This is a genomic window from Priestia sp. YIM B13489, from assembly GCF_042787645.1.
In the GTDB taxonomy this organism is placed as follows: Bacteria; Bacillota; Bacilli; order Bacillales; family Bacillaceae_H; genus Priestia; species Priestia megaterium.
Map to the genome: position 1 here is coordinate 3,106,723 of NZ_JBHZOQ010000053.1, position 25,222 is coordinate 3,131,944.

The window sequence follows — 25,222 nt, forward strand, 5'->3', positions numbered from 1 at the left end:
AAGTAAGGAATAATGCTCGATGCAGTAAATGTTTCTGTACGTTTAAAATACACGTTTATAGAAAGGTGATTAAATGGTAAACCTTCGATACATATGGCGTCCCTTTTTAAAGTATGGACAGATGATAAAATTAGAAGAAAACACCACAATCTATTATCAAGGAGAAGTTGGTAAAGGATTTTATTATTTAGATAAAGGCAGCGTAAAGATTACTCTCTTAACTGAGAAGGGAGCAGAACGTACGGTTAACTATGTTCCTGAAGGGATGTTATTAGGGGAAAACGGTATTAATAAAGAGCCTTATTTAACAACGGCCGTAACCACAGCTCCATCCGTTTTATATTATTTTACTAATGAAACAACGTTAAAAATATACGAGGAGGAACCGAAAGCAGTCATTCTCTTTACAAATTCTCTTCTCTATAAGTTTAGATTACTAGCAGAAATTATTACGTTTCTTAATCTCCCCGTTGAGCAACAGATGGCTCATTATTTATTAAAGCTCGTAAAAGAAAATGAGGAATTTCCCTTTAACCAAACATCCTTTGCCCGCTACGTTGGGACTTCCCGCATTACGGTGAATAAAACCATTCAAAAATGGAGTAAAGAAAAATTGATTGAGCTGTCTAATCAAAATATCTATATTAAAAACATCAGTAAACTTAAAGAAATAAGAGATCAAAACAGCAAAAATATAGGCGATTTAGATATGCTAATGCTGCCCTTAATGTGATTATAAATATACTTATGATACTGTTTCGCACATAGAAGGTATGGAGAAAAATACAGCGTAAGTGAAAATATAATTAAATAAAAAAAGAAGTTACCTTGCGGTAGCTTCTTTCACTAAAAGAGGAGTCTATTTATTCTAAGGTTAACCTTATATCACAAATCATGTTTTTCAGGGTACTACTACGATTTATTGTATTTTATCCTAATCAAGACGTACCTCTGTTTAAAAGTTCAATTAAAATCGCCTTGCCATATATCCATATGCCTTTATTTCAAAGTTACGGTTAATTCTCTTTCTGTAAAAACTTGTTTAGCAATAAAAATGGCATTTAACACTCTAGGAAAGCCAGTGTATGGAATACAGTGAGTAATGGCTTCTACTATTTCATGGGGTGTGAGACCTACATTAAGCGCAGCATTAATATGAACATTTAATTGTGATTCACACCCTCCTTGTGTCGTGAGCGAGCTTATTGTAACTAGTTGTTTTTGCTGTAGGTTAAGTCCTTCTCTCGTATAAATATCTCCAAAGGCAAATTCAATGACATATTTCCCAATGTCAGGAGCAATGTCTTTTAATGATTCAATTACTCGTTTCCCACCCTCTCCATCTACTTCCATTAACGTTTTCCAACCATTTTCGTAACGTTCATTCATCAACTGAATCTCTCCTTACAACTGAGTTATTTTATTTACAAGTTAGATATTACGCTTTAGAGCGCGCTCTAAAGCAAGCATTTTATTTGTCATGTTATAATAATTAATATGGAAAATTTATTCAGTATTCAACAAGTAGCAAGTATGACCGGTCTTTCAACACATACTTTGCGTTATTACGAAAAAATTGGATTAATAAAAAATGTGCAAAGAGACCAAACCGGATATCGGCAATATACAGACTTTGATCTAGCTTGGATTCAGTTTTTAATTCGTTTACGTGTTACAGGAATGCCTATGCTTAAAATGAAGCAGTTTTCTGATTTGCGACAGCAAGGAGATTCTACTATTACGGCAAGAAAGGAATTGTTAGAGGAACATTATAAAGATGTCTTAGGCAAGATAGAGGAACTAGAGTTAAATTCGGAGAGAATTGAAGAAAAAATTGCGCACTATAAAAAATTAGAGACAGTGGAAAACCAACAATTTTAACAACTATAAAAAAGACCTTGAAACACACCTGTCAAGGTCTTTTTTATAGTACCTAATATAACATTAAACAAAAAACGCTGAATTTATATATGTAGCAGATTTGAAATATTCCCACCTAAAACTCTGTCTGCAACTTCTCCGCTAGTTGCATCTGAAAAATTTGCGTGTCTTGAATACCAGCTTTTTGGAGTTCCTGTTTAAAGGATTCTCCTTTTTTTAGTTTTAATAATTAACAAATCTATACTAACTCCACTCATTCATAATTGCCAAAAGTTCATATCCATATGAACCGGGTTTTCTTTTAACAAACCTAAGATTAAAAGTGGAATCAATTGATCTCTCCTCATAAAATGGGATTAATTTTGCTTTACTTACTTTCATTAATAGTAGAGATATTAATAGAAAACTCCTCAAAACTTACTTGTCCCAAGGCAAACTTCATACTTTCAACAAATATACGCTCATTTTTAGTTAGTTCACGCTTTGCTTCCTTTTCAATCCATTCATGCTCAACGTCTAAAACATCTAAAACATGCTTGTGTTTTGAAAAAGCCTCATAGTATCTTAATCCAAATTTTCTTTGAGAGACGGCATCAATATGAATGCCATCTGGATTTGCTGTTAAGCCTTTTGATGTTACAAAATAACAATTTTTTTCAGTGTGGGCAACTTTAGATAATATCTGGTTTATTTGTTTATATTCTACAGCGCTTTTTCCAAATCCGACGTCTCCAAGATAATGCCCCAACTCACCTATAATAATCGGGATATCTGGTGCATTCAATTCTTCTCTCAAATGTTTAAATAATGAAAGCAATTTATCTTCATACGTCTTATAACGTTCTCCGTAACTGTCGCTTTCTCCTTGATGCCACAGAGTTCCCACTAACTCACTTGTTTCCATTGCGAATTTCGCTTCAGAAATCGCGTGTCTTGTTAATAGTCCGTCAATTGTCCACTCATCAATTGAGCTTCCTCCCTCGGCACATGGTATTAATCCAATGGACTCGCCAGGATGATCTTCTGTCCAAGCTTGAGCAAAAGAGGCTGCCGGTCCAACACCAGATATGTGACGATCAAAATTAAGTGGTTCTGCCATCGTTTGCCATCTACCGTTTCTCAACATATGTATATGCTCATTATAAATCGGCGGTACATCCTCAATAAATCCTCTGCCTGCCATATTTGATTGTCCAATTAACAATATGGATTTCATAGAAACGCCTTCTTTCTTTGTTTACAATAGTCTAATTAGACTAAGTAAGTTTATCAATATAATTTAATTAGCTTTTTTATGATTTAGGTCTTGATAAGATTTTATCTCGAGATTCAGCGTATTCATACACTTTAGTAAGATTTATTTCTTACGGTTCTTTCTCTTCCATGTTGATCACTTTTTTCTAATTTGCTCGTGGTCATACTTATAGAATTAGTTACACTTTGATATATAGCTTAATTGATCGCTTCAAGGGCTTGTTTCAAATAATCCATTTCAGAGGTTATATCATCTATCTTTTGGTTTAACTGATTTACTTTATCAAGAGTATTCTGTGCATCTAATAAATTAATTTCTAACATCAACCGGCTTGCTTCACTCTCAAGTTTTAGTCTCTTTGCAAATAATACCTCATGCTTTTTTATAATTTCAGATTTTAAATTCTTACTATTGGTTTCTTTCATACTTCTACCTCACTAACTTGTAATAACAGTATTTTATTGAGATGTAAATTTCCCTATATAATTTAATAATTATCTACAGGGAAGTTTATGACATAGTTAAAATTGCCTTTTTTACTTACAGGAAAACTACATTTATTTCGCATTTACATAAGATAAATAATAGAAACCAATTAAAATAAATTCCATTATTCACTTTCCTTGGATGGCGTTCATAAGTTCTTGGTATTGGCATTCAGATACATACTGAGTGTTCAAAAGCTTCCCTAACTGTTAAAAATAAATGTAACATTCCATAATAAGGGAAATTTTAAATCGTTTAGTTTTTTTTGCAGGAAAAGAAAGCGCAGTATATAAAAATAACAGTATGCATTAAAAAGTGTTAAGAACATTTTATTATCATTTTCTATCAGCACGAGAGCAATATTGAGAAAAGAGCTTATATAAGTCCGTGTCTTAAGTATGCCTATTATATAGAATGGGTTACTTAGTAACTAAGGGAAGGTGATTTATATGTTAGGGGAAGAAGATTTAAAAGTAAATTGTATATCAGCTGCTATAGGTTTACTCATCCAACATAATATTATCACTCACCAGGAACTGGACAAACTAACTAAAACAAATTATCACGTTTTTTATCATTTTCTCATGGATAAGCTAATTGAAGAAGAGTTTAGTAAGGATAGAGATAGAGTGGTACAAACATAAGTGCTTCAACAAAGAAAGAAGCGCAAGATCTAAAGCAAAGATCTCATATTTCAAATCTATTTCTAATAAGGTTCCTTACATATTAGACATATATAATATGTAAGGACTCTCTTATTCAACAAACGCCCCCTATAGTTTAAATGTACTTCTTCACACTCTATCATTTAAAAAAGTCATTTTATCGCAGGAAGCCTGCCAGTATTGTTACAAAAAAAGTCCTCTCCTCGTTTCAGAAAACGAACTTATATTCAGTGAATTTTATAAGCTACTTCCAAGTCTGATCCAGTTTATCTGAATAAAAATGTAAGGCTTTTTTATAACTTAGTATTTCATTGTCATTTGTGGTATTTAGTAAGCACTTCAATAACAGTTCCATCGCTTGACTATGTTCTTTTAAATTGTACAAGGTCATGGAATAAAACACTTTAATTACATGATTATCTGGGAATAATTCCATTCCTTTTAAAAATATATCTTTTGACTTTTTATATTCCCCCAAGGCTCTATATGTGCTGCCCAATCCCAATATTGCACCTTCCATATCCTTAGAAGGTAACCCTATCTTTATGGCATTTTCGTAAAAGGGCACTGCCTTTTCTTCTTCCCCTAATATGTCGAAGCTCCAAGCACATTGATAGTTATATAAAGCATCGTCTGGAAATTCCTTAACTAATTCACTTAGCAACTCGTTAGATTCTTTGTGATTTCCATCCTTTCGTAACGCTAATGCTTTATCTAGTTTGTGATTCAACTTAAATCTCCAACCCTTCTTTTTCCCACTACTTTTTTATCTCTTAACCTCCTTCCATATCCAGAAATTCAGCGTATTCGTACACTTTATCCAGATCTATTTCTTGTTTTAACTACCCTTAATATTTAATTTTCAAAGGCTAACCCATTGGCCTGCAAAGCTGTTCTAAGTTTAGGTAAAGAAGCCGGCCCCATACCATGAAATTGTAATATCTCTTTTTCGCTAAATGTTGATAGCTGCTGCAAAGAAGTTATCCCGTTGTTTTCCAATGCTCGTCTTGCTGGTGCTGATAGCATGGAAAGAAATCCATCTTCAGGTTTGCGTTCTTGCTCACAAGTTGGGCAGGTCGGACAGTTACTGCTTTTATAATATTTGTGTCCTTTATGACAGATTCTTAGATTTCCCTTTTGGTTTTTCATTTTTAACCTCTCCTTTTCTCAAGAACTTTTTTAGCTTTTATCCCCCTGCCACTTCTTCAATGGATGGTTTATGAAGGAACAAAACATCCTACGTATAGTAAACTAATTATTATTAAATGCTTGTTAGTTTCGTTTCAGGTAGTGCAGCTCCATTACAAATTATGCTAACACCTTACATGTTTGCGTTTGAACCCAAGCCGTCCTCTATCTATATCCTTTTGAATGTTTTCAGAAGCAAGAAGAATACTACTTTTTTTCTTATCCTTCTTAACTTCGACTGGACCTACCGCCTTTGCCGTTTCAAGCGCCTTCTCATGAAGCGGCAAATATGAAATACCGACTGTATAGATAAAATTATTCATAGCCGATTTCGTTCGATCTGGAGAATCGTGAATCGTATTTTCCACTTGATTAAGCATATCGGCAATCTTGCTTGTGCTAAATTCATCGTCAGGACGATTACCCAAAAGCCAGCAGTAACAACTCCAACCTGCCGACATTTTAAGTTCTTCATCGCTTGCCACCCATCTATCAGCAACACCTTGCGCAAAATCTGTTTCTGACAAAGTTACTGCAACTACATAATCAGACAGCATGTAAAAATACGCTTTATCAATCCAACGCTCAAAATCCTCCGCAGTCATCTCTTTTGGGTCTGCAATGATACCGGCAAAATACATAGCGTCGTAATTGCCAGACGCATAAAGCTGCTCGGCTAAAGCCTGATTTTTCTTGATTTTCTTTGCAATCGGCTTCATTTTTCCTGTTGCCACTCCAAAAAGCGGATCGTGTGCACCGTTGTTTATGTAAGTCTTTTTAATTCGTTCCGTACCAAGCGCTTCAAGTTCTTTCATAACCATTTCAAAATCCACCGTTCTGTACCCTCCTTCTTCTCCGCTCATAATCTGCTTTTTATTTCCGCCAAAAAGTTGAACAGTCTTTCTTATCTAACATATTAAACTCGATTATTTTTTTAAGTAATTCATAGTTTACTGGCTCAGTCCATAGAATTCGAAATAGGCCTTTGGTAGCGCTGTATCCAGCCTGGGCGATGTCATGATTAAAGTGCGCAATCCCTATTTCTTCAGGTGAAACGCTCAAATGATGTTTCGCTGAGGCAAAGCCGATGATGAATGTTCCATGATCAGTAAACATCGGCGTATTCCATTTGATTTGTGGTTCCAGATTCGGGAACGTATTAGCAATCCAAGCCAAAACCTCCTCTGTTCGGTCACGGTGGTCAGGGCTATCTATACGCGCTAAATATTCTGCAAAAACTTCCATAGCATTTTCTCCTCAAATAAATTTTTTAAATCTACTCTACTTTTACACAAATCGAACATCAATCAGTTCACTTAGCCCTATTTCATTTTTAACTCAAATACATTAACTATATTAGCCATGTTTTAAATAAAGTGTACTAATCATTTAATCCTTTTCCATTAAGAATGTTTGGAATGCATTTTTCAACCCTTGATTCTCGAGTCTTAGATTGTTTGGCCGCAGAAAAATAAAGAATATATGCTCTTTGCCGTCCTGGAGTCAATGTAGTAAAAGCATCTTTTAGAGCAGGTATTTCATCAAATTTATGCTGTAGCTCATCAGGAATAATGAGTTCTTCAGGCTTTTTAGCTTTGACTTTTAATCCGGCTTTTTCCACCTCGATGGCCTCATCAATATAAGCTTTCAAGATGGCTTCCTTTTCAGCTATTTCTTGCACATTGGTAAACCGAATTTGTCGCGCGCCTTGTACATTCTCCGTTTGTTGAATTAGAATACCATGAGAATCTTGTAACAGAGAACCTTTAGGGAACAGCAGCGCACAGTATTCTTTAAATCCATGTATTAAAACAATGTTTTTCTTCTCAAACGTGTAACAAGGGTTCATCCACTTAAAATCTTCGGTCAACTCACAGTCAAGAACAATCTTTCTCAACGTCTCATATTCTTCTTTCCACTTTTTAGCTTTAGTTAAAAATTCATCAACCTTAGGATTCATTTTACTGTTTGTCATCAAGGAACACCCCTATTCAATTTTTCAATCTGTCGCTCTAGCAGCCATACAGGCAACCTTTAATTCATTTAATGGTGTTACTATTCTTCAAATATAGGAAATGCCCTTCTACAATTGACTTGATAGTTATTAAAATTATAAACATTTTAACTTTATAAGAAAGAGGCTTTCGTTTATTTATCAAGCGTTACCCTTTCACCAGTGTCCGCAGATGTCCGAACCGCATCCAATAGCTGATGAAGTTTAACAGCATCATGGAAGTTTGGGATTTGACTTTTGTGTTCAAATATATCGTTTGCTAACACCTGATAAGCCTTTTTAACGTAATCTTTTGGATGATTATCTTTTGCTGAGGATACGTTTATCTCTTCAACATACACACTTTCAGTACTTAATAAATAAGTAGGATACTTAACCTTCTCTACTTTGAGATTACCAAATTGTACGTGACCGGATGAAGAATTCTGGGTTAAGCAAAAAACACCTTTTTCTCCTCTAATCTCTAATTGAAAAGCAGGATAAACTCCGCCTTGAATATGAACAGACGCTGAAATATCGCCGTTGAGTGTTCCCTGTATTAAGATTTGGTCCGCTGTATCCTTTGGCACCGTAACTTCTGTTCCTTGTATGAGAGCTTCTGTATAATGCGTATTCATTATCGACGATAACTCTTTAAAATCACCTAAGATGTAGCACAGAACATCAAGCGAGTGGCCACCGTTGATTGTAAGAAGGTTCGCTCCATTTTCTTTTTTTAAGATATAGCTGTTTGCTTCATCTGTTACTCCCCCTTTTCCTTGTGTCGCTACCTGCATGGTGCAGGAGATAGTCCTTCCAATTTCCCCTTGGTTAATAGCCTGCTTTACATAATTCACCTCGGGAGATTGTCTTGCTTGTAACCCAATCGCATGATGAATGTTCGCCTCATCCGCTAACTTTGCCAGTTTAATTGCTTGCTTAGTATCTACACCTAAAGGCCACTCGCAATAAATGTGTTTCTTTTCCTCTATTGCTGCAATTGAAGCTTCGTAATGAAACGGAACTTTTATACTAACTACTACTAAATCAACATCTTTAGATTGCGCTAATCCCTTATAGTCTGTAAAGCTATGGGAAGCATCAAGTACCCTCGCGCTTTCCTTGGCGGTTTCCGCTTTTGATGTTCCAATTGCGGTTATTCGATAAAAAGGGCTTTCCTTAAGCACTGGAATATGTGTTTTACTCGCCCATTGATTATTTAAAGCCCCCCCTATAATTCCTACTTTTATTAATTTCTCCTTCATTAGAACATTCCTCCAATATTTTGTAGAAAATATTACCTTTTAATCAAGTATAATTAAAATGAATCATCATTTTAAATGTTAAAATATGATTGCTATATCACTTTTTTTGATGGAGGGTGAATATGAATGGATATTGAAAATATGAAAGCTTTTGTTTCAGTGGCGGAATTAAGAAGTATATCTGCTGCTGCAATAAAATTAAACCATCTTCAATCCAATATGACCGCAAAAATAAAGAAAATAGAAAGCTATTATAATCAAGAACTGTTTATTAGAAACTCTAAAGGCGTTAAATTAACCACGCAAGGAGAAAAATTGTATCACCAATTTAAAAAAATATTGTTTCTTTGGGAAGAAACTGAAAATAAAATGAAGAAACAAGATGAAAAGCTCCGTATTGGCACCATGATATCAGTTGGGGGCACTCAATTCTCAAGCGCTTTAAACAAACTTTACAACACCTATCCAGATCTAGCAGTAACACTAAAAACGGGTTCAACCGAATATATCGAAAATCAAATTCTACTTGGACAAATCGATGTAGCTTATACAATTGGATCATTAAACAACCAAAAGATAAAATATAAAAAAGTAGGCGTAGAAGAAATGGTTGTCATTGGTCGCGATATTGATCAGCACACGACATTTAATGACTATGTAAGGCAAAAAAATATACTGGTACTTTCAGATAAGTGCTTGTACATGACAATATTAGATACTATTTACGCCAGCTTACATATTGAACAAGGTGACATGATCGAAGTTAGCGATCCAGAAACATTAGTACAATTTGCGTTAATGGGCATGGGAATTTCCTTAATATCTAAGCGTATCGCAAACCGTTATAATATCCATAATTTTTTAGAAGTTCCAACACCTTATCGGTACACTGACTTTTATCTCATTTCCCGGCTAAACTATGAATTTACCCCTATCGAAAAACAGTTTATTGAATTGAATAACTTCCTTGGGGACACTTTTAGAAGAGTAGAAGTTTAATATTGAGGTTACAGTTTTTCCTGTAACCTTTTTTGTAATTTCTTGGATATCACTGTTTTTTATATATGTAAAGTGAAGGATTTTTTCACTTTACATAAAGCGTATTCTTAGCAGCTATTTATAAAAAAGAGCAAATCAATATTTGATTCGCTCTTTATAATCTTCCCTCATATCCAACGTGTAAAATTCTACAACGTTATCTTCAGTATCTTTAAAATATAAGCGCTTCCCTTTTTTCATATTGATATTAACCTCTTCTATAACCTTATGGTCGATACTAGCATCGTTTAATACTTTAATGGCACAATCAAAGTTCTCTGTTTTTATATGTAAAGCAAAATGGACGTGAATACCACCTTGATCGTAAAGCCCCTTCCAGTTAGAAATCGGTTTTTCTTTTTCCATTCTGTCTAATGGTGAAAGATCTCTAGGAAGCCAAAGACCTAGTCTAGTATGTCCTCCTATATATAACCAAGTTGCCCAAATATCTTCCTTATTGTTTTCATGAAAATGACCGTTTTCATATCCCCACTGCTCCACAATTGGAAAACCCAATTTATTCGACCACAAATCTATTGCTCTATCCATTGATTTCACTTGCAATGCCAGCTCTGAAATTCCTTCAATAGTAAACTTCATATCCATCCCCCATTGCTTATATGCTAATTACATACTAACAAAAATAGAAGCTTTTAAATCAGGCCTAATGATGAATAAGGTTCATACTTTAGCCTAAAGCATGAACCTTATAGTACCTAAGATAACATCAAACAAAAACGCTGAATTTATATATTTAGCAGATTCGAGATATTCCCACCTAACACTCTGTCTGCAACTTCTCCACTAGATGTATGCCGCTTAATAGCCTGTAAATTTAAATATGGATCTCCATATGGAAAATCTGAACTAAATAACGTTCTTTCAGGTATTTCTTTTATAGCCAAAGACAAGGCGTATGTTGTATAAAATGCAGATATATCTAAGTAAGCATTTTTAGTATCTTTTATCATTTCTATCGTTTGTAGCCAATGAATTCCGCCCATATGCCCGTATATAACCGGCACATTTTCATATTTTTGAGTGAGAAGAAATAACTCCTGAATATCCTTTAAGTTCAAAGGATGAAAAGTATGTACCCAGATAGGTAAAGACATATAGTCACTCGCTGCTTTAAATATAGGTTCTAACAATGAAATTTGATCTGGGCCAAGAGTAAATTCTCCAAGACCTTTCATCTTTTGCTCTTTGACAAGCTTCTCTACCCAGTCGTTTAGATTGACATCACCAGGAGAATAGGAAAGCGGAACCGAACCAAATCCGACAAACCTATTCGGGTATTCCTTAATCGCAACGTTTACTTCTTCTAGCGCATTTAAGCGTGCTTGTACAGGATTCACCTCGTTATTTAGAATTTGATTTAATTTGTTCATTTCCGTGGTGAATTCTTTAACGTTGCTGCTTTTTTCTGGATGAACAAGAGTAGAAAACAATACAGTTTTATCTATTCCACTTTCATCCATCATTTTAATATGTTTCTCTATAGGCAAAACCACATGTGCATGACTATCAATAATCATTTTGTTTCTCCTTTTCATTTCTTTCTGTTCTTTCGGAAAATACTTCCCTGGCTACTGTTAAAATGGTATTTAAAGCTGCAGGGAATCCAGCATAAATGACCATCTGTAACATTGCTTCTAAAATTTCTTCCTGTGTCCACCCAACGTTCAAAGCCCCGTTTAGATAAAATTTCAGCTGTTCCGTATTACCTAATGCAGTTAGGCCAGCCACTGCAGCAAGAAGGCGTTACTTTAAGTCTAAGCCTGGTCTCGAGAAAATTTGTCCGTAATTAATCTCTACAGCTAACGTTCCTAAATCAGGGAGAGCTGACTGTTCAAAGCCTGCCATTATGTCCTTGTAGTTCTCTGGATCAATCTTAGCTAATATATCTAATCCTCGTTGAAAGTTATTTGTATGTGTTCTCATTACATATTACTTCCTTTCTTATTTTTAAAATTCCCTATCGTTTCTTTAGGAATGTTTAGTGGGATTACAGAACAACAACTAATGGCTATCATCAGTATGGCTATAGCACATACTCCATGCCACTCCCATTTACTCCATGCAAGTAAACCCACATAAGATCCTAGTGACCCTCCTAAAAATGTGGAAACCATATATAACCCATTTAATCGACTTCTTTTCTCTTCTCCTAATTGGAAAACAGTAAACTGACAGGCAACTTGGTTCGCTTGAGTTCCTATCGTTATAAAAAGAGCTCCTATTATTAATCCAGGCAACCAGTACCCTCCTCTTATAAGAGCTACAAAGGCAAGTAAAGATACGGACATACACAAAAGACTTGCAAACTTTGCCCCTTTCGTATCGATTAAACGTCCGATAATGGGCGTAGCAAACGCTCCTGCTATCCCGACTAACCCTATTACCCCTACCATGTCACTTCCATACGAATAGGGATGTGTATGTAATAAAAAGACAAGCGTGGTCCAAAATGCGCTAAAAGAAGCAAACATCATCCCCTGACTTACACATGCTTTTTGCAGGGCTCTTTCTTTTATAAACAGCGGACGTAACGACATGAGCAAGTGTTTATAACTGGTTGCATTTCCTCCTTTACTTCTTGGAAAATAGACGTAAACTAACAAAATCATAAAAAGTGTAGCCACAGCAGACGTCCAATACACCATTCGCCATCCAAAATGAACATCAATAAATCCACTAGCAAGCCGAGCGCCTAAAATACCACAAACTAATCCAATGGCGACATTTCCTAAAACTTTTCCTCTATTATGATCTGAAGCTATATTCGCAGCCAGCGGAACAATAATTTGAGGAACAACCGTTACGATTCCTAAAGCTAAGCTTGTAATCATCACCCACGTCTTGTTGACAGATAAAGCGTTTAAAGTTAGGACAATACATATAGCGAATAATAAAAACAAAATCAATTTTTTTCGTTCGAAGATGTCTCCTAACGGTACTATCAAAAGATTTCCTAGTGCATATCCAACTTGGGCTAAGGTAGCTATAATGCCTATGCTGGCTGCTGAAACGTGAAAACTGGCGGACATGCTTACTAAAAGAGTTTGGTTCAAGTAAACGTTAGCCACTGTAAACCCGCACACTGTAGCCATTAAAAGAACTAAGCCTCTTGATATATGAGACGTCTTTTCGCTATCTTTTACTATCATCTGTTTCACCTCCCTTACCTAGATCATAAAATAAGGATTATAATGGTAATAGGAGTCTAGTTATACTAGTAGTAAAAGTACTACCTACGCAAAGGAGTAAAAACATGGTAAGCGATAAAGAAAGAAGAAAAGAATTAGGGGATTTTCTAAAGATAAGACGAGAACGATTGTCTCCAAAAGATTTTAATTTGCCTATTGGACCGAGGAGAAGAGCTAAAGGATTACGCAGAGAAGAAGTGTCTCAACTAGCAGGAGTCGGTATAACTTGGTATACGTGGCTGGAACAAGGACGAGATATACAAGTATCTTCTGAAGTATTAGAAGCCATATCACGTATTTTTAAATTAAATAAAGAGGAAATGGAGCATTTATTTTTACTAGGCAATCAGCCACTTCCATCTGCAACAATGCAGAATGAAAGAGAAAATATAGATCGTGTTGTCAAAAATCTATTAAACCAATTAGATCACTGCCCTGCCTATGTAACAGACGAAAAACTTAATATTGTAGACTGGAATAAAGCTGCTGTGATGGTATTTGGAGACTTTAAAGAGATGGACGAGCGAAACCGCAATGCAGTGTGGCGTTGCTTCACTTCCCAAGAATATCAAAACCTTTTTCAAAATTGGGAAGATCATGCTCAACGACTAATTGCCCAATTCCGCCTAGCCTATACGCGTTTCGTCGGGGATGAGTGGTTTAAAACCATGATTAGTGAACTTAGCGAGAAAAGCCCTCAGTTTTACAAGTGGTGGTCTAATCATGAAGTTTTAGGCACACCTTGTGGGAAAAAGACCATTATCCACCCTGTGGCAGGAAAAATGATTATGGATCATATTACGCTCCAAGTGTATGATGCACCCCAATTAAAAGTGACTGTTTATCAGCCTCGTGAGGAAAATGAGACAAAAGAGAAGATGAAGCAGTTATTGAGGGAATGGTAGTAGTGTATATATTAATGGTCTTAATTATTAAAAGCCTATGTACTCCTGACAAGTACATAGGCTTTTTCTTGAGTTTACATAAGTTTGATTATAGGTATCTACAAAAATAAAAAAGAAAATTATTGTAATCGACCTTGTATATAATTAGGAATCTATATTGAACTCATTAACTGAAAAAAATATTCGGACTTCTGAGTTTTATTTAAGCTATACCATGAATCTAATGTATTTGATGCAAATACATCTAATTTTTTTAATACGTCCCTCGCGAATTCTAGAGGTGCTACTCCTGAAGCAGTAATCATGTTATTATCGGATACTACAGGTCCAATCTCATACAACTTCTCTCCTTTATAATTAGGACAGACCATTTTTGTATATTCTAAGTTATTAAGCGTATGCTTTCTAGAATCTAAGTACCCACTATTTGCAAGGGCATCAGTAGCACCACAAATTGCAGCTACAATAGTACCAAGCTCTAAAACTTCCCCAACTTTTTTCAATATAGGTTGATGAACCTCCTCACTCCATGTATTCCCTCCCGGTAGAATTAAAAGATCTTTATCCAGAAGAGTGCACTCATCAAGAGAAATATCCGGCTGTATACTCAGCCCCCCCATTGTTTTAATAATTTCTTTATTAACTCCTACCGTCATTACTTTTAAAGGGGCTAAACCTTGCCTGAAATATCTTCCTGAATTTAGTTCAGCAATTAAATATCCATACTCCCAATCTGACATTGTATTAAATACATAAATATAAACTTTTTTTGTTTGCATATTAAGCCTCCCGAACTGACGTTCTCTATATTATACCATTTTAAAGGCATATATCTATAAAAGTGTTAAAATATTCAGAAAAAGTTAAGGAGATTGAGAATCATTTGAAAGAAAACAAAATAGAAAAAGTCGTAATAGTAGGATTAACAACTCCACATTGTGTATCAACTGTTACTCGAATGAGTAATAATTTAGGATTTGAAACGTATCTCATATCAGATGCCACAGCTGCATTTGCAATAAAAGGAGCAGATAATGCATATTATCCAGCTAAACAAATACATACCGTGTCATTAGCAACTTTAGATAATGAGTTTGCCAAAGTTTTAACAACTGAAGAATTGATCAAAAAGTTAAATTTGACTGAAGCAATACAATCATAAGATCTTTATTTTAACTGTATATCTTCTACAAGTGGAGTTACCATAATCAACATTCTAAGAACCAAAAAACCTTCTAGATCTCTTTCTAGAAGGTTTTATCATTAATTCTTTTTTAGCTTCTTCATAAAATTAAAAATAAAAACTCCAACCCCAAATAAAACTACCAAATTAAAAATTTGCCAAACAATATCTCCCCAATTGATGCTTGTTATATTCATAATAGACCTCCTATATCCTTATGTTTATATCTCTTAGTTTTTAACAGGAAGTAGGCCTGTCTCCGTTGTAATAATCAAAACGAAACCAACAACTTGATATTTAATAGCAACAGATAAATTAGGTACTAAAGTAAAATAATCTACTTTATTGGTTAATGCCAAAAATCCCGTTAAAAATAGCAATGCCCCTAAAACATATGTAACCTTACCTAAAAGATTATATTTTTTCATACTATCGCCTCCTATAATATATGCTAATATGTTACATAAAAGTTACATTTTTACATGATTTAAGCAGATACACTTTAGGAAATCTGTTGCATATGATATACAAATTCAGTTTACATAATACCTCTTTTAGGAACACATACAAAAAAGGAGCCCTTATCTACCAAGGGCTCTAAGATTGTCATGTGAATGACAATCTGCAGATTTTTATACATTGCTGATTTATCCAAAGTCCTCTTATATGAAAAAGTAAGAGAACTGTATAAAACTACAACCTTACAGTTTTTAACGAAAAATGTGGTTTGAAACTAATTTCCACTTCGGTGTTACCGTCATTCCTCAAAATGGTTAAACGATTATTTTCACCTTTAATTTGGTTAACATCTTCTAATTCAAAATCAAAGATTAATCCTTTAAAGTGTTCATATCCTAAGCTTACACTACATTTGTTTTCGTGTATCCAAGTAGTCAATATTAATTGAAACCCATAGTCATCATTCTTGCTATACATAAACATACCAGTTTGTTCATCGACCATTACTACAGGTTTACCTTCAAATAACTCAAGCAGTTCGTATTCATTGTACTCCATTAATGTTCAAAGTCTCCTATCTTGGTATTACTGTAATAACATCACGATTATTATTTACGGCGACCTTAATTTTTTCAGCTATGTGATCAAAAGTTCCATTACTACTCCCCGGTTTCACCGGTGTATTTTTAATTGTGTCTTCAATTTCACCTATTTCTTATTTAATCAATGATTAGATCCATGTTCATATAGTGAATATTATCTTTTATATACACCTCTGGGACTGGGTTAAAACCAAATGACCTATAGAGATATTCTTCTGTTACAAAGGCTTGTTGAAGTGCTTGGTTCCTATGGGAGGTATTATGTTAACTGGTGTTGTATATAGTATTCATAGGAGAAAGGCGATATATGAATGTTAAAATGTTAGAAATCAAGCTTGAGTTAGAAGGTTGTGAAAAGTAAATGTTATTAGTTTATTTTTGGCGAGGATTAGCCATCTATTGGAATTAATCAATACGATTGTTTTAATATGGATCATTGTTTTGTTAGGTAAGAAAAAAAAGGTGAGACGGTATTTTGTTAAATTCAAAATACCGTCTCACCTTTTTTTGATGCCTAGAATTCACATTCATATGAGTAGATGTTTGAACTTTAGATAATAAACGTCATTACCAAATTAATGACTAAAATAGTTATTAAGAGGCCTAATATAGCTTTTTGAAGTGTGAAGTTTATTTTACTATTTTGAAACCCTTTAAATACTAGAACAAGGGTTATTAAATTTAAAAATAAAATTATGATTGCTGTAGGGCTAACGATAATATTCACTCCTATTGTTTTATGTCACTTTTATCTCTGATAAGTTTATATTCTTTTATATAACATATATAGATATTTTTGGATACACATTTTATTTCCTATAACGATGACTATGTGAACTGACTTTGTATGAAATATACATATATTCTTGTGAGGCTTTTGATATATACTTGAATTAAAAATGTATGTAGAAGCTCTGAAGGTCTTATGTTAAAGAATTTATTTAAGGAAAAAATTACTGAAAAAGAATTCTGGTCTTGGTTTGAAAAAAATAGCGACGATTATTTTCAATTAGATGAAAATAACTATGATCTTTTATTTAACAAATTGAGCTTACAATTATCAAAGTACCATAAAAATTTAACTTTTGAATTCAGTGTAGAGATGAACCAAGGAAAAAGAGAATTTATTATCAGTGCGGAAGGAATAGTTTCAGCGTTTCCTGCTGTTATAAAGCTGGTAGAGGAAGCTCCCACCCTAGAGAAATTTAATATTGTAGCGTTTAGACAAAGACAAAATAGTGAACAGGAAATTTATTTTGAAAATATTGTTTTACATACAAAAGATATCTTCTTTACGTATAGAAAAGATAAACAAATGGATTGTTTAGATATTGTTATTTACATTAAAGGATATAGTGAAGAAAATGATCAGTTTATTGCTGCAGTGTTTATTATGCTCGATAATTTAATTGGTTAATATGATGTAGGTGTAAAACTTGGTGAAATAAATTTTGAGCCATATCAAGAAAAGAAAGACGCACAGCCTATTCTAAATTTAGTTTCTCTAGTTGATAGATTGTGAGTAAAAAGAGCGTAAGTTTTTGATAAACTTAACGCTCTTTTATTTCCGATAACGTGTTTTTTGTTAAATAGAACGAATAGCTAAACATATCCTCTAACACCAGTTTATATAGACCTATCTATATTTAATGAAGGAAGGATGGTTTATGAAGTAGCTCCATCCTTCTTTGATGGTATCCTTAATCCACTCAATACACATATGAATAGCTCATTCATTCAAACGTGTACGTATTTTCCTACGGCTTTGAAATAAAGTCACGATGTTTATAAAAAAGATGCGAAGTTTTACATAAAGATTGTCCGTGTAGTAGGTGAGGTTCATAGTAGTTTGGCTGCCTTAGCGTTTTTAAACCAGAACTGAGTATAATTATACTTTCTTTGAGTATCACCTTATTAACAGTTTTGAATATTTTTTTAAGTGTATGGTGATTACTTTTCTCTATTCTTATCTACTACTTCAGGGTTTCCGGTCTTTTCTATATGCACTTTTTCTTTTTTTAAGGTATCTGTAACAGCCTTAGTTTCTTGGAATTGACGTTTATAAATTGCAACATCTTCTAGAACTGTTGGATGTTTGATGACTTCAATACGCTCTTCACTAATAGGTATCCGAATAATTTCTGTATGTTCAGCCGTTGGATCTGTATTTTCTGCATCTAAAACTTTTTTCTCAATTATCAGTTCCTCATGGATCACAGGTATGGTAATGGTTTTTTCTTCCGTAAAAATCTCTTTATGTATGGTTACCTCTCCTGTTTTTATCCATTCTTTAGAGATGTCTAACTTCTCTTCATGAAGTTGGAGCTTTGCACTATTGTCAGTATCATAAATAACTTGTTCTGAAACTTTGCGATCATTCGTATTGGAGTCATATTTGGCAATTTTGTCCTTTGACATATTTTAGCCTCCATAGTTACTGTAATAAAGATAAGTTAGTTTTTTTCTATTTAAGACAATGTAAAAAGAGGGTGTAAAGTCATCCTTTAAAATACTCCCCTAAAAATACCTCCCAAATCGTTCTTACGATTTGGGAAGTGTTTTTGGGTTTAATTTATATCTTTTTTAATCGATAGAAGACGCTGTATCGTCGGAAGCTATATTAACGTGCCCAGTTGTATCAACATGAGCTTCTTCCCTTTTTAAGGTTTCTTCTACATGTTGCGTTTCTTCTACATTGCGCTTGTAAGCTGAAACTTCACCTGTTGTTACAGTGTGTTTGCTTACTTGAACCTGTTCCTCACTGACTGGAATGTGAATGGTTTCTTCATCACTAATAGATGAATTGCTGAGTTCGTTGTCAATAGCTCTTCTTTCAATAACAACTTCCTCATGAGTAACAGGAACGTCAACCGTTTGTTGCTCTTCTATAACTTCTTTTTGCAAGGTTACCTCTCCTGCAGCTATTTTATTTTTAGTGATATCTAATTCCTCTTTATGAAGACGAAGCTTTTCATTTTCATGATTATTTTGTGCTTTCTCATTCTCATTCTCATCTGCAAAGAGTCCAAAAAAATTGTTCATACATTTCCCTCCATTTTTATTTGTTTTATCAATTATTGGATCTACTCATCATTGTTTGTACAGTTGCCGGTGTCATCTTATTTCCATGTCTTCTTGTCATTGGATAAGTCGTAACAGCCCCAACTCCTAAACTCCATGATGAAAACAGCATGCCTCTATTATTACGTCCAAAATTAAATGAGGACGTTAATCAATGTAAGTTATTCATTATGTGAATACCCCATTGATAGTTATTCGGAAGAAAATAATCTCCCAACGTCTTTATTCTGTGACAATCTTACTTATCTATACCGAGAAAATGATACTACTTTATTTTCTGATTCATCCTCTTTAAAAACATACATCTTTGTCAACGGTAATGCTCGTTAAGTTACCAGTGAAAGCACTTCGAACAATATCAGAAGGAGAATGATGTCCTACTCAAATCCTTAAGAAAGTGCTCAGCTTGGAAGAAAAATAGCAGCATGAAATCGATTTTTATAAAGTATACGACTATGCTCAATTGCCGGATAAAATTAGTGGAAGATATGATCACTGCAACTCAGCTTACTTCAAAAGTTCAGTAAAAGGTGGCGTTTTCTTGTGTGAATGTCGGGAATGCGGAATGAAGAAGTGCATATGAGCAAGTTGATGCTGTTCTTTCTCGTTTCCAACTTTCCATAACCCCTGCAGCAAGTATTGCTCTTCATTTTGTTGCTCCTCATGTGTTGCGAGATAATCAGCTATTTTTTTAGCTACCAGAGCTAATTGGCTATCATTCAATCCTAATTTCTCACCTTAAATCAAGTATGTATAAAAAACTGCATACTCCGGAGAAAGAACCGTGGGAGTTCCCCCTTATAGTGAGACAAGGGTTCTTTTTTGTTTGTATTTTGGAAAGAGTAATTATGTTAACTAAATATGTATATCTTATACACCCTAAAAACAGAAAAAAACCTATCTCTTTTCAATCCAAAAAGGTAGGTTTTTTCTGCTCTATTGCTGTAAGGATTTTGGCTGATGCCTCACGGCGTCTCATGTAGTTTGCTCTGTTTATGATGTTTTATCCTTATAGTTCAACTAACTATTTAAATAAGTAGGATGGTCTACTTATTTTTATGATAGTATTCATTCATAAGGGAGGGAGAGAAATGTTAGATAAACCACAAACCTACTGCGATAACGATCTCCGTTCCATAAGCCCAACATACCCAGCTAGCTGTATCAGCTGAAATAAACTGAGAAAAAATACTCAAAAAGAAAAGAGCAGCTTTTGGATTTAATACATTACATATAAACCGATATAAGCAAGCTATGACTTTGTTATGATTTCTGACAAAAACAATCTAATATTATTTTTCATTTTATTATATTTAGATTGCCTACATTGAATAATATCTACTATAACGAGCAAACTAAACAAGACGCCGTGAGGCATCTATCCAATACTTTAAAATCCTTGTTGTTTTAAATAGAAAAACCTACTGGTGCCGGATAAACCAATAGGTTTTTCTGTTTTATAACAAAGTGCACGACAGTTGAAACTTCATAGCTCTGAAAAGCTACCTCCAATCCTAGACATTATAGTAGAAGTAGTTACTTGTTCGCATTATATTTTAAAATAGTGGCACAAAACCTGTTAGAAAGGTACACACTGATGAGTGCTTTTAAATAGCTAGGACTGAAATAATGCTAATGCTTTAATGAAACTGAATTTTTTCATACCCTTTTCCTTTTATTAAGAAAATACATTCACACATGTATGACAATTGTCATACTAACTACTTGACGTTTATATCTTTTATTACCAGCTACTATGTTCTACTATAAATATAAAGAAGAGTTGAATACTAATCAATGTAAAGAAAGATGTAAGGAGGAACACATGAGCAAACAAAAAACGACTGAATTAAGAAAAAATGTAGCACCTTTTGAAAAATCCANCAAGGTTGTATATCATGTACATCTTAAAATAATTCAAAGTGAAAAATGAACGATGTTTTAAAACGATTTTCAGGTGTGAATATTACCTATAGACCTCCAAGATTCGTATAGGATTGGATAAATTTAGGTATATTAATTGAAGTGTTCAGTCCTGATACATATTACAAACTTCTTAAAAGGTGGATGATGTAACATGCTTGATTCCAAGACAATTGAGATCGTTCAATCAACAGTGCCAGTTTTGAAAGAACATAGTAAACAAATAGGGAAAAGATTTTATGAGTTATTATTTGAAAAGGCACCAGATTTGTATAATATGTTTAATCAAACGAATCAAAAAAGAGAGATTCAACAGGAAGCTTTAGGTTATGCGGTTTATGCTGCAGGAGAACATATAACCAATCTAGAAGCCATTAAACCTGTCATTGAAAGGATTTCACAAAAACATCGTGCAATCGGAGTAAAAGCAGAACAATATCCGGTTGTTGGTGAAACCTTACTTCAAGCAGTAAAGGATGTTTTGGGAGATGCAGCTTCAGACGATATTATTGAAGCGTGGGGGAAAGCGTACGGATACATTGCCAATGCTTTTATTGAGCTAGAAGAAGATCTCTACAAAGAGACAGAGAGCCAACCGGGAGGTTGGGAAGGATATCGAAGCTTTTATATCGATAAAAAGGTAGAAGAAAGCGATAATGTGACGTCTTTTTATTTAAAAGCGAAGGATAATAACGCCATTGCTTCTTATAAAGCCGGACAATACCTTACACTAGCAGCAGCCGTTCCCGGAGAGAAATATACGCATATTCGTCATTATAGTCTTTCTGAATCCCCAGGAAAGGATTATTATCGAATCAGTGTAAAACGGGAAGATGCCCATGATGGTGCTCCAGCAGGGATTGTCTCAAACTATTTACATAACCAAGTTGAAACAGGAGGTACGCTTAAGTTTTCAGCTCCAGCTGGAGATTTCGTGCTTGATGATAGCAAGCAACCTGTTGTCCTCATTAGTGGAGGAATAGGGATTACACCTTTGCTTAGTATGCTGAATACCATCGTAGAAAAACAGCCAACACGTCAGGTCACCTTTATTCATGCAGCCATCAATGGGAAAACACACGCTTTTAAAGAACATGTGGCTCAATTAGATAAGAATAACGAAAATGTTACCTCCTTCACCTGCTATAGTTCGCCTAGTGAAGAGGATCGACTGGTTGATAATTTTGATAAAGAAGGTTACGTTGATTTAGAATTATTGCAATCGATTATTCCTTCAAAAGAAGCCGGTTTTTACTTCTGTGGATCGATTCCTTTTATGGAAGCCATTCTGAAAGCCTTGCATAGATGGGATGTACCAAACGAACAGATTCATTATGAAGTATTTAGCCCTGTAGCCATTTTAGGAGAAAAGTAAATAAAGTGACCTCCAATCCATTTAATTATCTACAGGTCAAGCCCCTGAAACCTTTGTGAATTTCAGGGGCTTTTGATATTTTCAATACTCTTTCTTATATAGACTAGATATGTGTAGGTATACATGATTTATTTCTAAATAGGGGTAATGTTTTTAGTTCTTAATCGCTTTTGTAATTAAATGGACAGTTCTCATTGATAATGTAACTTAATCAATAATGATGATTTAAAATACTAAACAGGATGTTTCTATGAAGCTTCCTTCACTATAGAACAGATTTAAGTATGTCTATAAGCGTCTTTATAATCTTTTACATATAATATTATAAGGAAAATAATATTTTTGATATGTTTGAAAATTTGTTAAGCTAATCGAGTAGTTTTCTGATTTATGAAGATAGAAGGGTCTCAAATCAAAAAACTTTTCATCTTAACTTATATTATTGATGCTAATTATATCCATAGTATTGTTCTATTCATTTTCAATAGATTTCTTATCTGAGAGTTTTAATTTTTATAATTTCCCTTTACTTTTTAGGGTTGCAATTAATATATGGGATATTCATTGTCATGATTTTTATATAGGAGGAATTTAAATGGATAAAGAGATGGTTAAATTTATAAGAAAAAGTTACAACATGAATCAACGTAATTTCGCTCAAGTAGTTAACTGTAGTTTTTCATTAATTGCTTTAGTGGAGGTTGGTAAAAGAAGAATAACGGAAAACCTATACAATAAAATTACAGATGCCTTTAATTTAGATGAAAAGCAATTGAAAGAAATTCATTCTCATTTAATAGAAAGTAATCAAAACAAATATTAAGGAAAATGAATTTACAAATATAGGATAAGTTAATTTAATTTACAAAAGGAGCGAGTAATAGTGGATGTAAAAGAAAGCGAAAAAACTATTCGATTAAAAGTAATGCTTCAAGAAGCTTTAGAACCGATGACGGAAAAATTAGAAAAGCTAAATGAAGAAGTTGAAACAATTCGGAAAAACCAACAGAAATTACAGAAGATGTTAGAAGAAATAATAAAATAATAGGAAAAAATCTTTCCTTAGTGGCCTAATAATACGGCTAAATACTCTAGTCTAGTTACGGAAAACTTGTGATTTTTATTCCTATTTTAGCCTTCGATAAAATAGGAATAAAAGAGTTAGCAATAAATTGTCATTTAATGGGTGGGTTTTCATCAGGTAGAGAACATAACAACATATTATGATATACTTTTTTTAGTATAGATACTCATTTTCTTGTAAAGAGGTGTCTTTCTAATGGATTATCATTTAATTGGTTTATCATTTGTATTTTTTATTTCATTCTATTTTATTGGAATAAAAAAGCATATTAGAGGGCTATCAAGATGGAAACAATTTCGGGTCAAAGACCAGGAAAGGTTTGCTCAGTTAGTAGGAACATACTTATTAGTGGTAGGTATCTCCTTGTTAATAAGTGGCTTTGTAAATTACCCTTATGAAAACGCTACCGTTTATATATTTACATTAGGTTATGGCGATTTACTTACCGTGTATATAAGTAACCATATTATTGAATAATCATTTTTAGAAAGAGCTCCCTAGAAGCTCTTTTTTGGTTAGAAAAAATGTTTGCTTTAAAATTCACTTTTCTAGTTAGACTAGTACTTATTCAACTGTAAAGTGATTTAAAAAATATCTTGCAGCCTTGGTAAGACTATTTTTTTTAAGTGATACAATAGCCGGTTCAATGTAGAGCTGGAAATTTTCTATTTCAAGAACTTCGATATCATGTTTAAAACTCGCCTGAATTCCTGATTTTGGAACAATTGAGATACCTACTCCGGAAGCAACTAAAGAAAGTAACGTAGAAATATCTTTACACTCCATTACAATATTAGGAGAAAATTGATGTTTATGAAAATTACTCAACATATTTTCGTATACGGAGTATCCTTTCATATGACCTAGCATAAGGAAGGGATAATCTATAATATCTTTCAAGTTTACAGTGTTTTTTGAAAAACGCTCTTTCCAAATTAGAGGTACTACTAACACAAAGGGTTCTTCTGGTAAACATGTCACGTGGTAATTTTCTAATCTTTGGGGAAGAAGCATCAATGAAAATTCAATTTTTTGTTCAATTAGCAATTCTTCTAAATGAGAAGAGTCACCTTGCCAGACTTTAATAAATATATTTGGATAAACTTCCCTGAAAGCATTTAGATGTTTAATTAGGTAAGAAACGCAGGTATAAGCTATACCAATAGACAAAGTTCCCCTGAGTCCTTCTTCCATTTCTTGAATTTCCTGTTTAATAATCTTGCTTTCTTGCAACATCTGAACAGCATGACTATACAATACCTTTCCAGTTTCAGTTAACTCCCATTGCTGGGTATAACGTTTAATTAAAGTTGTTCCAAGTTCTTTTTCTAAACGCTGAAGTTGTTGACTAAGTGGGGGTTGTGCCATATGTAACACTTGGGCAGCCTTCGAAATCCCTCCTTCATCTACAATGGTTTTAAAATATTTTAGTTGTTTAATATCCATGTCAATCACCCAATCATATGCAATATATATAACATTATAACAATAAATATATTTTTCATATAACATAAATATCGATAAGATACTTTTAGGATTCTTAATAACAGAACAAAGTATAGTAAAGGTCGGTAAATTGTATATGTAAAGCTACATCTATTCTTTAAAATTCCCATCATAGCAAATAATA

The 25,222-nt window shown here is 33.8% G+C and carries 31 protein-coding genes and 2 pseudogenes; 12 read left to right on the plus strand and 21 right to left on the minus strand.

Annotated features, from left to right (window positions below):
* The first annotated feature begins 73 nt into the window (after positions 1-73).
* The gene (locus tag ACFX4W_RS21750) at positions 74-733 is read left to right on the plus strand and encodes a Crp/Fnr family transcriptional regulator (RefSeq protein WP_323618006.1); all 660 of its coding nucleotides are present in this window, start codon (positions 74-76) and stop codon (positions 731-733) included.
* A gap of 266 nt (positions 734-999) precedes the next feature.
* On the opposite strand, the gene ACFX4W_RS21755 is transcribed toward ACFX4W_RS21750, so the two are convergent.
* Complete coding sequence (locus tag ACFX4W_RS21755; RefSeq protein ID WP_043981017.1) at positions 1,000-1,389, minus strand: carboxymuconolactone decarboxylase family protein; 390 nt, start codon at positions 1,387-1,389, stop codon at positions 1,000-1,002.
* Between the two features lie 108 nt (positions 1,390-1,497).
* Here ACFX4W_RS21755 and ACFX4W_RS21760 point away from each other — a divergent pair, with 108 nt between their 5' ends.
* Positions 1,498-1,881 carry a MerR family transcriptional regulator gene (locus ACFX4W_RS21760; protein WP_043981015.1) on the plus strand — a complete coding sequence of 128 codons (384 nt, stop codon included), beginning with the start codon at positions 1,498-1,500 and terminating at the stop codon, positions 1,879-1,881.
* Between the two features lie 367 nt (positions 1,882-2,248).
* Here ACFX4W_RS21760 and ACFX4W_RS21765 read toward each other — a convergent pair whose 3' ends face one another.
* Together ACFX4W_RS21765 and ACFX4W_RS21770 are read right to left on the minus strand one after the other, a co-directional pair.
* Positions 2,249-3,097, minus strand: coding sequence for a sialate O-acetylesterase (locus tag ACFX4W_RS21765; protein ID WP_377560065.1), 849 nt, complete (start codon positions 3,095-3,097; stop codon positions 2,249-2,251).
* 236 nt (positions 3,098-3,333) lie between these two features.
* The gene (locus tag ACFX4W_RS21770) at positions 3,334-3,561 is read right to left on the minus strand and encodes a hypothetical protein (RefSeq protein WP_043981011.1); all 228 of its coding nucleotides are present in this window, start codon (positions 3,559-3,561) and stop codon (positions 3,334-3,336) included.
* A 510-nt stretch (positions 3,562-4,071) separates the two neighbouring features.
* Here ACFX4W_RS21770 and ACFX4W_RS21775 point away from each other — a divergent pair.
* Positions 4,072-4,266: a hypothetical protein gene (locus ACFX4W_RS21775; RefSeq protein WP_043981009.1), complete on the plus strand. Its 195-nt coding sequence runs from the start codon at positions 4,072-4,074 to the stop codon at positions 4,264-4,266.
* 265 nt (positions 4,267-4,531) lie between these two features.
* On the opposite strand, the gene ACFX4W_RS21780 is transcribed toward ACFX4W_RS21775, so the two are convergent.
* The 6 genes from ACFX4W_RS21780 to ACFX4W_RS21805 all read right to left on the minus strand — a co-directional run bounded on the left by ACFX4W_RS21780 (position 4,532) and on the right by ACFX4W_RS21805 (position 8,733).
* Positions 4,532-5,017 carry a tetratricopeptide repeat protein gene (locus tag ACFX4W_RS21780; RefSeq protein ID WP_043981007.1) on the minus strand — a complete coding sequence of 162 codons (486 nt, stop codon included), beginning with the start codon at positions 5,015-5,017 and terminating at the stop codon, positions 4,532-4,534.
* 125 nt (positions 5,018-5,142) lie between these two features.
* Positions 5,143-5,436: an RNA polymerase alpha subunit C-terminal domain-containing protein gene (locus ACFX4W_RS21785; protein WP_043981005.1), complete on the minus strand. Its 294-nt coding sequence runs from the start codon at positions 5,434-5,436 to the stop codon at positions 5,143-5,145.
* 164 nt (positions 5,437-5,600) lie between these two features.
* Complete coding sequence (locus ACFX4W_RS21790) at positions 5,601-6,308, minus strand: DNA alkylation repair protein (RefSeq protein ID WP_043981003.1); 708 nt, start codon at positions 6,306-6,308, stop codon at positions 5,601-5,603.
* A gap of 40 nt (positions 6,309-6,348) precedes the next feature.
* Positions 6,349-6,720 carry an iron chaperone gene (locus ACFX4W_RS21795; protein WP_098432592.1) on the minus strand — a complete coding sequence of 124 codons (372 nt, stop codon included), beginning with the start codon at positions 6,718-6,720 and terminating at the stop codon, positions 6,349-6,351.
* 136 nt (positions 6,721-6,856) lie between these two features.
* Positions 6,857-7,450: a YdeI/OmpD-associated family protein gene (locus tag ACFX4W_RS21800; protein WP_377560068.1), complete on the minus strand. Its 594-nt coding sequence runs from the start codon at positions 7,448-7,450 to the stop codon at positions 6,857-6,859.
* A 173-nt stretch (positions 7,451-7,623) separates the two neighbouring features.
* A complete protein-coding gene (locus ACFX4W_RS21805) occupies positions 7,624-8,733 on the minus strand; it encodes a Gfo/Idh/MocA family protein (RefSeq protein ID WP_377560069.1) in 1,110 nt (369 codons plus the stop codon).
* A gap of 126 nt (positions 8,734-8,859) precedes the next feature.
* Here ACFX4W_RS21805 and ACFX4W_RS21810 point away from each other — a divergent pair, with 126 nt between their 5' ends.
* On the plus strand, positions 8,860-9,732 hold the full coding sequence (locus ACFX4W_RS21810; RefSeq protein WP_377560071.1) for a LysR family transcriptional regulator: 873 nt from the start codon (positions 8,860-8,862) through the stop codon (positions 9,730-9,732).
* 135 nt (positions 9,733-9,867) lie between these two features.
* Here the strand turns inward: ACFX4W_RS21810 and ACFX4W_RS21815 are convergent, their stop codons facing one another.
* The 4 genes and pseudogenes from ACFX4W_RS21815 to ACFX4W_RS21830 form a co-directional block, all read right to left on the minus strand.
* Complete coding sequence (locus ACFX4W_RS21815) at positions 9,868-10,371, minus strand: VOC family protein (RefSeq protein WP_377560073.1); 504 nt, start codon at positions 10,369-10,371, stop codon at positions 9,868-9,870.
* Positions 10,372-10,517: 146 nt separating this feature from the next.
* The gene (locus ACFX4W_RS21820) at positions 10,518-11,309 is read right to left on the minus strand and encodes an amidohydrolase family protein (RefSeq protein ID WP_377560075.1); all 792 of its coding nucleotides are present in this window, start codon (positions 11,307-11,309) and stop codon (positions 10,518-10,520) included.
* A pseudogene (locus ACFX4W_RS21825) lies at positions 11,299-11,715 on the minus strand (carboxymuconolactone decarboxylase family protein). Before ACFX4W_RS21825 ends, ACFX4W_RS21820 begins: the two are co-directional and overlap by 11 nt.
* A complete protein-coding gene (locus ACFX4W_RS21830) occupies positions 11,715-12,941 on the minus strand; it encodes an MFS transporter (RefSeq protein WP_377560077.1) in 1,227 nt (408 codons plus the stop codon). The pseudogene ACFX4W_RS21825 and the gene ACFX4W_RS21830 overlap by 1 nt, the downstream one beginning before the upstream one ends.
* Positions 12,942-13,045: 104 nt before the next feature.
* Between ACFX4W_RS21830 and ACFX4W_RS21835 the strand changes: the two genes are divergently transcribed.
* On the plus strand, positions 13,046-13,885 hold the full coding sequence (locus tag ACFX4W_RS21835) for a helix-turn-helix transcriptional regulator (protein ID WP_377560079.1): 840 nt from the start codon (positions 13,046-13,048) through the stop codon (positions 13,883-13,885).
* A 152-nt stretch (positions 13,886-14,037) separates the two neighbouring features.
* Here the strand turns inward: ACFX4W_RS21835 and ACFX4W_RS21840 are convergent, their stop codons facing one another.
* Complete coding sequence (locus tag ACFX4W_RS21840) at positions 14,038-14,664, minus strand: type 1 glutamine amidotransferase family protein (protein WP_323617998.1); 627 nt, start codon at positions 14,662-14,664, stop codon at positions 14,038-14,040.
* A 62-nt stretch (positions 14,665-14,726) separates the two neighbouring features.
* On the opposite strand from ACFX4W_RS21840, the gene ACFX4W_RS21845 reads away from it, so the two are divergent.
* Entirely contained in the window at positions 14,727-15,047 is a 321-nt protein-coding gene (locus ACFX4W_RS21845) for a cysteine hydrolase family protein (protein WP_323617997.1), read from the plus strand.
* A 251-nt stretch (positions 15,048-15,298) separates the two neighbouring features.
* On the opposite strand, the gene ACFX4W_RS21850 is transcribed toward ACFX4W_RS21845, so the two are convergent.
* Positions 15,299-15,496, minus strand: coding sequence for a hypothetical protein (locus ACFX4W_RS21850; protein WP_323617996.1), 198 nt, complete (start codon positions 15,494-15,496; stop codon positions 15,299-15,301).
* Positions 15,497-15,761: 265 nt separating this feature from the next.
* The gene (locus tag ACFX4W_RS21855) at positions 15,762-16,085 is read right to left on the minus strand and encodes a hypothetical protein (RefSeq protein ID WP_162214736.1); all 324 of its coding nucleotides are present in this window, start codon (positions 16,083-16,085) and stop codon (positions 15,762-15,764) included.
* 969 nt (positions 16,086-17,054) lie between these two features.
* Here ACFX4W_RS21855 and ACFX4W_RS21860 point away from each other — a divergent pair.
* On the plus strand, positions 17,055-17,546 hold the full coding sequence (locus ACFX4W_RS21860; protein ID WP_377560082.1) for a hypothetical protein: 492 nt from the start codon (positions 17,055-17,057) through the stop codon (positions 17,544-17,546).
* A 533-nt stretch (positions 17,547-18,079) separates the two neighbouring features.
* Here ACFX4W_RS21860 and ACFX4W_RS21865 read toward each other — a convergent pair.
* A complete protein-coding gene (locus ACFX4W_RS21865; protein ID WP_034276286.1) occupies positions 18,080-18,547 on the minus strand; it encodes a YsnF/AvaK domain-containing protein in 468 nt (155 codons plus the stop codon).
* 165 nt (positions 18,548-18,712) lie between these two features.
* The gene (locus tag ACFX4W_RS21870) at positions 18,713-19,171 is read right to left on the minus strand and encodes a YsnF/AvaK domain-containing protein (protein WP_028409567.1); all 459 of its coding nucleotides are present in this window, start codon (positions 19,169-19,171) and stop codon (positions 18,713-18,715) included.
* A 502-nt stretch (positions 19,172-19,673) separates the two neighbouring features.
* Between ACFX4W_RS21870 and ACFX4W_RS30745 the strand changes: the two genes are divergently transcribed.
* Positions 19,674-19,793, plus strand: coding sequence for a DUF8096 family protein (locus tag ACFX4W_RS30745; RefSeq protein WP_471873209.1), 120 nt, complete (start codon positions 19,674-19,676; stop codon positions 19,791-19,793).
* A gap of 53 nt (positions 19,794-19,846) precedes the next feature.
* Here ACFX4W_RS30745 and ACFX4W_RS21875 read toward each other — a convergent pair.
* Together ACFX4W_RS21875 and ACFX4W_RS21880 are read right to left on the minus strand one after the other, a co-directional pair.
* A pseudogene (locus tag ACFX4W_RS21875) lies at positions 19,847-19,933 on the minus strand (DUF3243 domain-containing protein); the annotation flags it as partial.
* A gap of 371 nt (positions 19,934-20,304) precedes the next feature.
* Positions 20,305-20,496, minus strand: coding sequence for a LysE family transporter (locus tag ACFX4W_RS21880; RefSeq protein WP_318253772.1), 192 nt, complete (start codon positions 20,494-20,496; stop codon positions 20,305-20,307).
* Positions 20,497-21,287: 791 nt separating this feature from the next.
* Between ACFX4W_RS21880 and hmpA the strand changes: the two genes are divergently transcribed.
* From hmpA to ACFX4W_RS21900, 4 genes are all read left to right on the plus strand, one after another.
* Positions 21,288-22,508, plus strand: coding sequence for an NO-inducible flavohemoprotein (gene hmpA, locus ACFX4W_RS21885; RefSeq protein ID WP_043977719.1), 1,221 nt, complete (start codon positions 21,288-21,290; stop codon positions 22,506-22,508).
* A 595-nt stretch (positions 22,509-23,103) separates the two neighbouring features.
* Positions 23,104-23,331 carry a helix-turn-helix domain-containing protein gene (locus ACFX4W_RS21890; RefSeq protein ID WP_043977717.1) on the plus strand — a complete coding sequence of 76 codons (228 nt, stop codon included), beginning with the start codon at positions 23,104-23,106 and terminating at the stop codon, positions 23,329-23,331.
* A 60-nt stretch (positions 23,332-23,391) separates the two neighbouring features.
* Entirely contained in the window at positions 23,392-23,553 is a 162-nt protein-coding gene (locus ACFX4W_RS21895) for a hypothetical protein (protein WP_377560086.1), read from the plus strand.
* Positions 23,554-23,787: 234 nt separating this feature from the next.
* On the plus strand, positions 23,788-24,069 hold the full coding sequence (locus ACFX4W_RS21900) for an exonuclease (RefSeq protein WP_322552744.1): 282 nt from the start codon (positions 23,788-23,790) through the stop codon (positions 24,067-24,069).
* A gap of 87 nt (positions 24,070-24,156) precedes the next feature.
* On the opposite strand, the gene ACFX4W_RS21905 is transcribed toward ACFX4W_RS21900, so the two are convergent.
* Positions 24,157-25,038: a LysR family transcriptional regulator gene (locus tag ACFX4W_RS21905; protein WP_043977714.1), complete on the minus strand. Its 882-nt coding sequence runs from the start codon at positions 25,036-25,038 to the stop codon at positions 24,157-24,159.
* Positions 25,039-25,222 lie beyond the last annotated feature (184 nt).

Bases quoted from the DNA above. Each gene is read 5' to 3' on its own strand.
- ACFX4W_RS21750 (WP_323618006.1), top strand. From the start codon at position 74: ATGGTAAACCTTCGATACATATGGCGTCCCTTTTTAAAGTATGGACAG.
- ACFX4W_RS21755 (WP_043981017.1), bottom strand. From the start codon at position 1,389: ATGAATGAACGTTACGAAAATGGTTGGAAAACGTTAATGGAAGTAGAT.
- ACFX4W_RS21760 (WP_043981015.1), top strand. From the start codon at position 1,498: ATGGAAAATTTATTCAGTATTCAACAAGTAGCAAGTATGACCGGTCTT.
- ACFX4W_RS21765 (WP_377560065.1), bottom strand. From the start codon at position 3,097: ATGAAATCCATATTGTTAATTGGACAATCAAATATGGCAGGCAGAGGA.
- ACFX4W_RS21770 (WP_043981011.1), bottom strand. From the start codon at position 3,561: ATGAAAGAAACCAATAGTAAGAATTTAAAATCTGAAATTATAAAAAAG.
- ACFX4W_RS21775 (WP_043981009.1), top strand. From the start codon at position 4,072: ATGTTAGGGGAAGAAGATTTAAAAGTAAATTGTATATCAGCTGCTATA.
- ACFX4W_RS21785 (WP_043981005.1), bottom strand. From the start codon at position 5,436: ATGAAAAACCAAAAGGGAAATCTAAGAATCTGTCATAAAGGACACAAA.
- ACFX4W_RS21795 (WP_098432592.1), bottom strand. From the start codon at position 6,720: ATGGAAGTTTTTGCAGAATATTTAGCGCGTATAGATAGCCCTGACCAC.
- ACFX4W_RS21800 (WP_377560068.1), bottom strand. From the start codon at position 7,450: ATGACAAACAGTAAAATGAATCCTAAGGTTGATGAATTTTTAACTAAA.
- ACFX4W_RS21805 (WP_377560069.1), bottom strand. From the start codon at position 8,733: ATGAAGGAGAAATTAATAAAAGTAGGAATTATAGGGGGGGCTTTAAAT.
- ACFX4W_RS21810 (WP_377560071.1), top strand. From the start codon at position 8,860: ATGGATATTGAAAATATGAAAGCTTTTGTTTCAGTGGCGGAATTAAGA.
- ACFX4W_RS21815 (WP_377560073.1), bottom strand. From the start codon at position 10,371: ATGAAGTTTACTATTGAAGGAATTTCAGAGCTGGCATTGCAAGTGAAA.
- ACFX4W_RS21820 (WP_377560075.1), bottom strand. From the start codon at position 11,309: ATGATTATTGATAGTCATGCACATGTGGTTTTGCCTATAGAGAAACAT.
- ACFX4W_RS21830 (WP_377560077.1), bottom strand. From the start codon at position 12,941: ATGATAGTAAAAGATAGCGAAAAGACGTCTCATATATCAAGAGGCTTA.
- ACFX4W_RS21835 (WP_377560079.1), top strand. From the start codon at position 13,046: ATGGTAAGCGATAAAGAAAGAAGAAAAGAATTAGGGGATTTTCTAAAG.
- ACFX4W_RS21840 (WP_323617998.1), bottom strand. From the start codon at position 14,664: ATGCAAACAAAAAAAGTTTATATTTATGTATTTAATACAATGTCAGAT.
- ACFX4W_RS21850 (WP_323617996.1), bottom strand. From the start codon at position 15,496: ATGAAAAAATATAATCTTTTAGGTAAGGTTACATATGTTTTAGGGGCA.
- ACFX4W_RS21855 (WP_162214736.1), bottom strand. From the start codon at position 16,085: ATGGAGTACAATGAATACGAACTGCTTGAGTTATTTGAAGGTAAACCT.
- ACFX4W_RS21860 (WP_377560082.1), top strand. From the start codon at position 17,055: ATGTTAAAGAATTTATTTAAGGAAAAAATTACTGAAAAAGAATTCTGG.
- ACFX4W_RS21865 (WP_034276286.1), bottom strand. From the start codon at position 18,547: ATGTCAAAGGACAAAATTGCCAAATATGACTCCAATACGAATGATCGC.
- ACFX4W_RS21870 (WP_028409567.1), bottom strand. From the start codon at position 19,171: ATGAACAATTTTTTTGGACTCTTTGCAGATGAGAATGAGAATGAGAAA.
- hmpA (WP_043977719.1), top strand. From the start codon at position 21,288: ATGCTTGATTCCAAGACAATTGAGATCGTTCAATCAACAGTGCCAGTT.
- ACFX4W_RS21890 (WP_043977717.1), top strand. From the start codon at position 23,104: ATGGATAAAGAGATGGTTAAATTTATAAGAAAAAGTTACAACATGAAT.
- ACFX4W_RS21900 (WP_322552744.1), top strand. From the start codon at position 23,788: ATGGATTATCATTTAATTGGTTTATCATTTGTATTTTTTATTTCATTC.
- ACFX4W_RS21905 (WP_043977714.1), bottom strand. From the start codon at position 25,038: ATGGATATTAAACAACTAAAATATTTTAAAACCATTGTAGATGAAGGA.